Annotated in this window: 2 protein-coding genes; both read left to right on the forward strand. The window is 44.7% G+C overall.

Annotated elements, in window-relative coordinates; genetic code table 11:
- The first annotated feature begins 2 nt into the window (after positions 1–2).
- Entirely contained in the window at positions 3–833 is an 831-nt protein-coding gene (locus CYP77_RS00240; protein WP_103599653.1) for a CbrC family protein, read from the forward strand.
- Between the two features lie 13 nt (positions 834–846).
- The gene (locus CYP77_RS00245) at positions 847–1,689 is read left to right on the forward strand and encodes a YwqG family protein (RefSeq protein WP_103566647.1); all 843 of its coding nucleotides are present in this window, start codon (positions 847–849) and stop codon (positions 1,687–1,689) included.
- The last annotated feature ends 189 nt before the right edge of the window (positions 1,690–1,878 follow it).

Genomic DNA, 1,878 nt, shown 5'->3' on the forward strand with positions numbered 1-1,878 from the left:
ATATAAAACTTTCAAAAGATTACTACAAAAATAACGGTAATGCAGCAAGCGTAGAGGCTTTGTACCAGTTTAAAGAAGAGCTTGAAGCAAGCAAGGACACGCAGGCAAAACACGTTTTAGTAGATATTTATCAGCTTTTATCTATGCAAAAGAGTGCTTATGAACTACTTTTAAAGATACACGATAGAAACGACAAAAAGCAGCTAAAAACGCTTGGCTATCTTGCGCAGTTTGTGGATGAGGGCGACAAATGGGCTGTGCCAAGACCAAAGAGTAAAGAGCAAATTTTAGCCCAAAAGGCAAAGGCTGCCACCTTGCCAAAATTTCGCTATCACCCAGAGCCTTTAAAAACTGGTGCATTTAAAGATGATATGAGTGTCACTTGTGAGTGCTGCGGCGAAAACACTGAAATTTACTATGAAAATGGCATATACAGCGAGCAAGACGTCACCTATCTTTGCCCAGCCTGCATCGCAAACGGCGCAGCTGCTAAGAAATTTGACGCTACATTTGTGCAAGACGCCGACAAACTCGCCACGGATGACACCAAAAAAGATGAGGAGCTTTTTGGAAGAACACCTGGCTATGAGAGCTGGCAGGGCGAGCACTGGGTGGTGTGCTGTGATGATTATTGCGCATTTTTGGGAGATGTGGGCACGAAGGAGCTTGAGGAGCTCGGCATTGCAGACGAGGTCTTTGATGACTACACAAAAAGGGACGAGTATGACGTGAAAATGGCGCGCGAGATGCTCGTGTCGGGCGGCAACTTTGCTGGGTATTTGTTTCGCTGCCTGCACTGTAAAAAGTATCACATCTACATCGATGCTTGCTAGAAAGGGAAAAAATATGGATCTAAATGAAATTTATAAAGGCTGCAAAGAGCGCGGTCTGGAGGGGCTTTTTGAGTTTTTAAAGCCAATGGCTAAAAATGCTATAAAGATAGATGCTCAGGCTAAAGATGACGATGATATCGCTGTTGGAGCGTCTAAATTTGGCGGACAGCCGGATCTGCCAGCTAGCGTGCCTTGGCCGTCAAATGAAAACGGCGCGCTTAGCTTTGTGGCGCAGATAAATTTTGCTGAAACTAGCAAATTTGACACCGACGGGTTGCTACCAAAAAGTGGCATGCTCTATCTTTTTTATGATATAAATTTACGGATTTGGGGTTACGACCCTGCTGATAAAAAGGGCTTTGCCGTGATCTTTGCCGAGGCAGCTCAAGACCAGCTTGCTCGCCAAAACATGGATGGCGGAAATTTCACATTTGGCGCACGCTCTCTTAGCTTTAAAAACGAGCTAAATTTGCCAAGTTTGCAAAGCTCGATCGTGCCATTTGGTAAATTTAGTGAGGAGGAGTGGGCGGCATATCACGAGGTCATCGAGCCAAGCTGGCAGGCCAAAGAAAACAAGCTACTTGGTCACTCTGACAACATCCAAGACGGCATGGAGCTAGAGTGTGAGCTCGTAGCAAATGGCCTTGACTGCGGCGATGGTAGCGCTTATCACCACCAAAATATCGCTGAGTTTGAGAAAAATGCCGCCCAGTGGCAGCTGCTTTTGCAGATAGATAGCGACTGGGAAAGCGACATGGACTGGGACGGAGAGGGAAGAATTTATCTGTGGATAAAGAGGGATGACCTGGCGGTGCGCAACTTTAGCAAGACGTGGCTAGTTTTGCAGACAAGCTAGGGGCGAAATTTAGCCAAAAGTTCTTGCTGGTGTGGATTTGGTAGTAAAATTATTTGGCATGCCATCTAAATTTCGCGCGTAGAATGTGTAAATTTAAAAATTTAAAGGCAAATAGTAGATGAAATTTAAATTTTTGTAGTTTTGCAGCTAGTTAAATTTACCTTGCAAGTGACTTTTACTCCCATACTA

The sequence above is a fragment of the Campylobacter concisus genome, from assembly GCF_002913865.1.
GTDB lineage: Bacteria > Campylobacterota > Campylobacteria > Campylobacterales > Campylobacteraceae > Campylobacter_A > Campylobacter_A concisus_AM.